The sequence below is a fragment of the Streptomyces sp. NPDC060027 genome (genome assembly GCF_042737005.1).
Taxonomy (GTDB): Bacteria; Actinomycetota; Actinomycetes; order Streptomycetales; family Streptomycetaceae; genus Streptomyces.
The window spans coordinates 20,875-27,073 of the sequence record NZ_JBHWVI010000119.1 but is presented as its reverse complement, the minus strand read 5'-3'; the positions used below and the strand labels follow the sequence as shown (position 1 = coordinate 27,073).

The following is a 6,199-nucleotide window of genomic DNA, read 5'->3' as shown; positions in this document are numbered from 1 at the left end:
GAGCGAAGGCTTCAGGTCCTTGAGACGGCCCAGCAGGCCGTTCACGAACGAGGGCGACTCGTCCGTGGAGAACTCCTTGGCCAACTGCACCGCCTCGTCGAGCACCACGGCGTCCGGGGTCTCGTCGACCCAGATCAGCTCGTAGGCACCGAGGCGCAGGATGTTGCGGTCGACGACCGGCATCCTGTCCAGCGTCCAGCCGACGGCGTACTGCGCGATGAGGTCGTCGATCCGCCGCACCTTGGTGGCGTAGCCCTCGACCAGCTGCATCGTGTACTCGCTCACCGGCGGCTGCCGGGTGTCGGACCGGGAGTGCCGGATCCAGTCCGCGAGGACCGTCAGAACGTCCACGCCGCGCTGGTCGCCCTCGAAGAGGATCTGGAAGGCGCGCTTGCGGGCCGTGTTGCGGGCAGCCACGGTTAGCTGTTCACCCGGCCGAGGTAGTCGCTGCTGCGGGTGTCGACCTTGATCTTCTCACCGGTGGTGATGAAGAGCGGGACCTGGATCTGGTGGCCGGTCTCCAGGATGGCGGGCTTGGTGCCACCGGTGGAGCGGTCGCCCTGGACGCCGGGCTCGGTCTCCTGGATGACCAGCTCGACGGCGGCGGGCAGCTCGACGAAGAGCACCTCGCCCTCGTGCTGGGCGACGGTGGCCGTGAAGCCCTCGATCAGGAAGTTGGCGGCATCGCCGACGGACTTGCGGTCGACCATCAGCTGGTCGTACGTGTCCATGTCCATGAAGACGAAGTACTCGCCGTCCATGTACGAGAACTGCATGTCGCGCTTGTCGATCGTGGCCGTCTCGACCTTGACGCCGGCGTTGAACGTCTTGTCGACGACCTTGCCGGAGAGCACGTTCTTCAGCTTGGTGCGCACGAAGGCCGGGCCCTTGCCGGGCTTGACGTGCTGGAACTCGACGACGGACCAGAGCTGGCCTCCGTCGAGCTTGAGCACCAGGCCGTTCTTGAGGTCGTTCGTGGAAGCCACGGTTGCGGAATCTCCTGGACTGACGTGGACGACCCCGGCGCACGCGCACAGCTCGGAAAGCTAGAGCGCGAGCAGCTCCTTGGTCGTGATGGTGAGTAGCTCGGGTCCGCCGTCCGCCTCAGGGCGTACGACGAGCGTGTCATCGATCCTGACACCGCCCCGGCCCGGGATGTGGACCCCCGGTTCGACGGTGACCGGCACGCAAGCGTCCAGTTTACCCATGGCCGCGGGGGCAAGCTGCGGGTCCTCGTCGATTTCGAGCCCGACACCGTGCCCCGTCAGCGGCGGAAGGCCTTCGGAATGGCCCGCGGAGTCCAGTACCTGACGCGCCGCGCGGTCCACGTCCCGGTAGGCGGCGCCGGGTGCCAGCGCCTCCCGTCCGGCGCGCTGGGCGGCGAAGACGAGGTCGTACAGCTCGATCTGCCAGTCGGCGGGCGAGGTACCGATCACGAACGTACGACCGATCTCACACCGATAGCCGCGGTAGGTCGCGCCGAGGCAGACGGAGAGGAAGTCGCCCTCCTCGACGCGCCGGTCGGTGGGCCGGTGGCCGCGCCGTCCCGAGTTCGGGCCGGTGCCGACCGAGGTCGCGAAGGCCGGTCCGTCCGCTCCGTGGTCGACGAGCCGGCGCTCCAGCTCCAGGGCGAGATGGCGTTCCGTCCGGCCGACCAGAATGGATTCGAGGAGTTCACCCAACGCCTGGTCGGCGATCTCGGCACCGATCCGCAGGCAGGAGATCTCCTCCTCGTCCTTGATCACGCGCAGCTGTTCCACCGCGCCGCCCAGGTCGGCCAGGCGCAGCCGCGGCGCGACCGAGCCGAGGGCGCGGTGCCGCGTCACGGTCAGGTGATGCTCCTCGACCGCGAGGGACTCGGCGCCCTGTCCTGCCGCCAGTCCGGCGGCCGCGACGGCCGGATCACCGCCGGCGCGCGGCAGCACCCGCACGTTCAGCGCCTCGTCCGGGCGTCCTTCCGCGGCCTCGCCGGTCGGCGGGCCGCCGCACAGCAGTATGTCCTCGCCGGTGCCGAGCAAGAGCACGGCGCCGTGCGGCGCCGCGCCGGCGAGATACCTCACGTTGGCGGGACGGGTCACGAGCGCGGTCGCGCTGCCACCCGCGGTACTGCGTTCCCGGAGCCGCTCTCTGCGGGTCGCGTACACCTCTGACATGAACCGAGCGTACGAGCGCCGGCCGGATGTCGCCGGTTCAGAGGGCCGGACGGGTAGGCCGGGGCCCGGACGGGCGGACCCGGGGCCCGCTCACCACTGCGGCGGGCTGGCGATCGACCGGGCGAGGACGTCGTCCAGGACACGGGCCGTGGCCGCGACGTCGAGCTGCGAGTTGTCGATGATCGGGAGCCCGGAGCCGTACCAGCCGGCCATCCGGCCGTGGATGCGCGCGACCTCCTCGTCGCTGAGCCGACGGTTCCCGGAGCGCTCGGCGTTGCGCTCCAGGACCACCTCCAGGCCCGGCAGGAGCACGACCGGCAGCAGCCCGGGACCGACGTGCCGCTTCCAGCCGCCGAGTCCGACGACCGGACGGTCGGGGAAGACGGCGTCGTCGAGGATGCAGGAGATGCCGTTGGCCAGGAAGTTGCGGGCCGCGAAGCCGCAGGTGCGGCGGGCGAGACGATACTGCGCCTCGGAATGGTCGTTCCATCCCGACTGCGGGTCGGCGAAGCCCGAGCGCACCCATTCGCGGACGTCGTCGAGGCTGATGTGGGCCGTGGGCACCCGGCGGTGGTCCGCCCAGTACTTGGCGACACTGGTCTTCCCGGCGCCGGCGGGGCCGATGAGCAGGACCGCGAGCGTGGTGGCCGCCGGATCGGGCGCGCCCGTGGCGTGCGGCGGGCTCGGCATGGCCACCGGGGCGCCCGGAGGCAGTTGCACATGCCCGGTGGTGTCCGGCGCGGGCGGGACGGGATGGTGCTGGGGAGGCTGCGCGTGCTGCGGAGGCTGCGGTGGCACCTGGTGCGGCGGCAGATGATGCTGCGGGGTCTGGGCGGGAGGAGCCCCGGGCGGCACCGGCGCTCCGGCGAACCCCGGAGCGGGTGCGGGACCCTGCTGCCCCGGATACTGTCCGGCCGGCGACCAACCGGCGGCCGGTCCTTGCCCCGGCTGGTGGGGCGGCGGCAGCGGAGCCCCCACTGCGTGCTGCATCCGGTGCCACTCCGTCTCGTACAGGCAATGGGCGCTGGCGGACGGGACGCAGGTCCCGTCGCTACCGAACGGTACCTTCCCCGGCCGCCGTTGTGTGAACGGCCGGGGAAGGTGCGAAGTGCCCGGAAAGGAGGGGCAAAACAGGTTGAGCAGGGGTCCTTCGGAACATACGTCCGCGGAGGGTGCCGCCCGCTACTCCCCGACCTCGCCGTACGCCGCGAGCAGGACGGCCGGGTCCGGGCCCTCCAGGACGGTCGGCTTGGCCAGTCCGTCGAGGACGATGAAGCGCAGCAGGTCGCCGCGGGACTTCTTGTCGACCTTCATGTTCTCCACGAGCTTCGGCCACTGGTCGTAGCGGTAGCTCAGCGGGAGACCGACGGACTCCAGGATCGTGCGGTGCCGGTCGGCGGTCGCGTCGTCCAGTCGGCCCGCGAGACGGCCGAGTTCGGCGGCGAAGTGCATGCCGACGGAGACGGCCGCGCCGTGCCGCCACTTGTAGCGCTCGTTCTTCTCGATGGCGTGCGCGAGCGTGTGGCCGTAGTTGAGGATCTCGCGCAGCCCCGACTCCTTGAGGTCGCCGGAGACGACCTCCGCCTTGACCTTGATGGAGCGCTCGATCAGCTCGGCGGTGTGCGGGCCCGCGGGTGTCCGGGCGGCCTGGGGGTCGGACTCGATGAGCTCCAGGATCACCGGGTCGGCGATGAAGCCGGCCTTGATGATCTCCGCGAGCCCGGAGACGAAGTCGTTGACCGGCAGCGAGTCGAGCGCCGCCAGGTCGCAGAGCACGCCCGCGGGCGGGTGGAAGGCACCGACGAGGTTCTTGCCCTCGGCGGTGTTGATGCCGGTCTTGCCGCCGACCGCCGCGTCGACCATGCCGAGCACGGTGGTGGGGACGGCGATCCAGCGCACCCCGCGCAGCCAGGTCGCCGCCACGAAACCGGCCAGGTCGGTGGTGGCTCCGCCGCCGACGCCGACGATGACGTCGGTGCGGGTGAAACCGGACTGGCCCAGAGCCTTCCAGCAGTAGGCCGCGACCTCCGCGGTCTTGGCCTCCTCGGCGTTCGGCACCTGGATGGCGACGGCCTCGAAGCCCTGCTCCGCCAGGTCGGCGCGGAGCGCCTCGCCGGTCTCGGCGAGTGCCTCGGGGTGCACGATGGCCACACGCTGAGCCCTGTCGCCGATCAACCCGCCTAGTTCACCGAGAAGTTGACGGCCGATCAGGACTTCGTAGGGGTCGGTGCCCGCTGTGCCGCCGACCTGGACGCGGGTCACTGCCTCGCTCATGCTTCCTTCAACTCCACTGCGTCGAGGACCGCTCGGGCGACCTCATCGGGGGTACGGCCGTCGGTCGCCACGACCGCGCGGGCGACTTCGGTGTACAGCGGGCGGCGTGCTTCCATCAACTCGCGCCACTGGCGGCGGGGGTTGACGGCGAGCAGCGGACGGGCCGCGTTCAGGCCGGTGCGCTGGACCGCCTCCTCCACGTCCATGGAGAGATAGACGACCTGGTGACCGGCGAGCAGCGCGCGGGTGTCCGCGTCGAGGATGGAACCGCCGCCCAGCGCCAGCACACCGTCGTGCCCGGCCAGCGCCTCGCGCACCGCCCGCTTCTCGATGGCGCGGAAGGCGGACTCGCCCTCGTCGAGGAAGATGTCGGCGATGGTGCGGCCCTGCGCGGCCACGATGTCGTCGTCCGTGTCCCGGTAGGCACAGCCCAGCCGCTCGGCGACGAGCGCGCCCACCGTGGACTTGCCGACTCCCATCGGGCCGACCAGGACCAGCCGTGGCGCGGTCACCGGATGGCCAGGTTCTCGAGGTAGCTCTGCACGTTCCGGCGGGTCTCCGGGACGCTGTCGCCACCGAACTTCTCGCCCACGGCGTCGGCCAGGACGAGGGCGACCATGGCTTCGGCGACGATGCCCGCGGCCGGGACCGCGCACACGTCGGAGCGCTGGTGGTGGGCCTTGGCGGCCTCGCCGGTGGCGACGTCGATGGTGGCCAGCGCGCGCGGCACGGTGGCGATCGGCTTCATCGCGGCGCGGACGCGGAGCAGCTCACCGGTGGTCAGACCGCCCTCGGTGCCACCGGAGCGGCCGGTGGAGCGGCGGATGCCGTCCTCGGTGTGGACGATCTCGTCGTGGGCCTGGGAACCGGGCACCCGGGCCAGGTCGAAGCCGTCGCCGACCTCGACGCCCTTGATGGCCTGGATGCCCATGAGCGCGGCCGCGAGCCGGGCGTCGAGACGACGGTCCCAGTGCACGTGCGAGCCGAGGCCCACCGGTACGCCGTACGCGAGCACCTCGACGACACCGCCGAGGGTGTCGCCGTCCTTGTGGGCCTGGTCGATCTCGGCGACCATCGCCTTCGAGGTGTCGGCGTCGAGGCAGCGCACCGGGTCGGCGTCCAGCCTCTCCACGTCGGAGGGCTTCGGGTAGACGCCGTACGGCGCCTTGGCGGCGGCCAGTTCGACGACGTGGGAGACGATCTCGATCCCGGCCGTCTCCTTCAGGTACGAGCGGGCGACGGCGCCGAGCGCGACGCGGGCCGCGGTCTCGCGGGCAGAGGCGCGCTCCAGGATCGGCCGGGCCTCGTCGAAGCCGTACTTCTGCATGCCGGCGAGGTCGGCGTGGCCGGGGCGGGGGCGGGTCAGCGGGGCGTTGCGGGCGAGGTCGGCGAGGATCTCCGGGGCGACCGGGTCGGCCGCCATGACCTGCTCCCACTTGGGCCACTCGGTGTTGCCGACCATGACGGCGACCGGGGAGCCGAGGGTCAGGCCGTGCCGGACGCCGCCCAGGAAGGTGACCTCGTCCCGCTCGAACTTCATCCGGGCACCGCGTCCATAGCCCAGGCGCCGCCGGGCGAGGTGGTCCGCCACCATCTCCGTGGTGATCGGGACGCCGGCGGGAAGGCCCTCCAGCGTCGCGACAAGTGCGGGACCGTGGGACTCCCCCGCGGTCAGCCAGCGCAACCTGCTCAACGGTGCTCCTCATGCTCGCGCCCTGGTACTGCTGCTGCGTACACGCGTCCTCGCGTACAGCGACGGCGATACCGGGTGC

Annotated in this window: 7 protein-coding genes; all 7 read right to left on the bottom strand. The window is 71.6% G+C overall.

Going from position 1 to position 6,199, the window contains the following annotated elements; all coding sequences use genetic code 11:
* A partial coding sequence (gene nusB / locus ACFWBT_RS26410; RefSeq protein ID WP_385704784.1) for a transcription antitermination factor NusB occupies window positions 1-417 on the bottom strand: 417 nt, incomplete at its 3' end.
* A gap of 2 nt (window positions 418-419) precedes the next feature.
* Window positions 420-986 carry an elongation factor P gene (gene efp / locus ACFWBT_RS26405; RefSeq protein ID WP_266756500.1) on the bottom strand — a complete coding sequence of 189 codons (567 nt, stop codon included), beginning with the start codon at window positions 984-986 and terminating at the stop codon, window positions 420-422.
* 60 nt (window positions 987-1,046) lie between these two features.
* Window positions 1,047-2,153: an aminopeptidase P family protein gene (locus ACFWBT_RS26400; RefSeq protein WP_385704780.1), complete on the bottom strand. Its 1,107-nt coding sequence runs from the start codon at window positions 2,151-2,153 to the stop codon at window positions 1,047-1,049.
* A 90-nt stretch (window positions 2,154-2,243) separates the two neighbouring features.
* The gene (locus ACFWBT_RS26395) at window positions 2,244-3,143 is read right to left on the bottom strand and encodes a Pro-rich N-terminal domain-containing protein (RefSeq protein ID WP_385704777.1); all 900 of its coding nucleotides are present in this window, start codon (window positions 3,141-3,143) and stop codon (window positions 2,244-2,246) included.
* 192 nt (window positions 3,144-3,335) lie between these two features.
* Window positions 3,336-4,427 carry a 3-dehydroquinate synthase gene (gene aroB, locus ACFWBT_RS26390; protein WP_385704774.1) on the bottom strand — a complete coding sequence of 364 codons (1,092 nt, stop codon included), beginning with the start codon at window positions 4,425-4,427 and terminating at the stop codon, window positions 3,336-3,338.
* A complete protein-coding gene (locus ACFWBT_RS26385; protein WP_385704787.1) occupies window positions 4,424-4,906 on the bottom strand; it encodes a shikimate kinase in 483 nt (160 codons plus the stop codon). Before ACFWBT_RS26385 ends, aroB begins: the two co-directional genes overlap by 4 nt.
* Before the next feature lie 29 nt (window positions 4,907-4,935).
* Window positions 4,936-6,120, bottom strand: a complete 1,185-nt coding sequence (aroC, locus tag ACFWBT_RS26380; RefSeq protein ID WP_351539137.1) for a chorismate synthase — start codon at window positions 6,118-6,120, stop codon at window positions 4,936-4,938.
* Window positions 6,121-6,199: the final 79 nt, after the last annotated feature.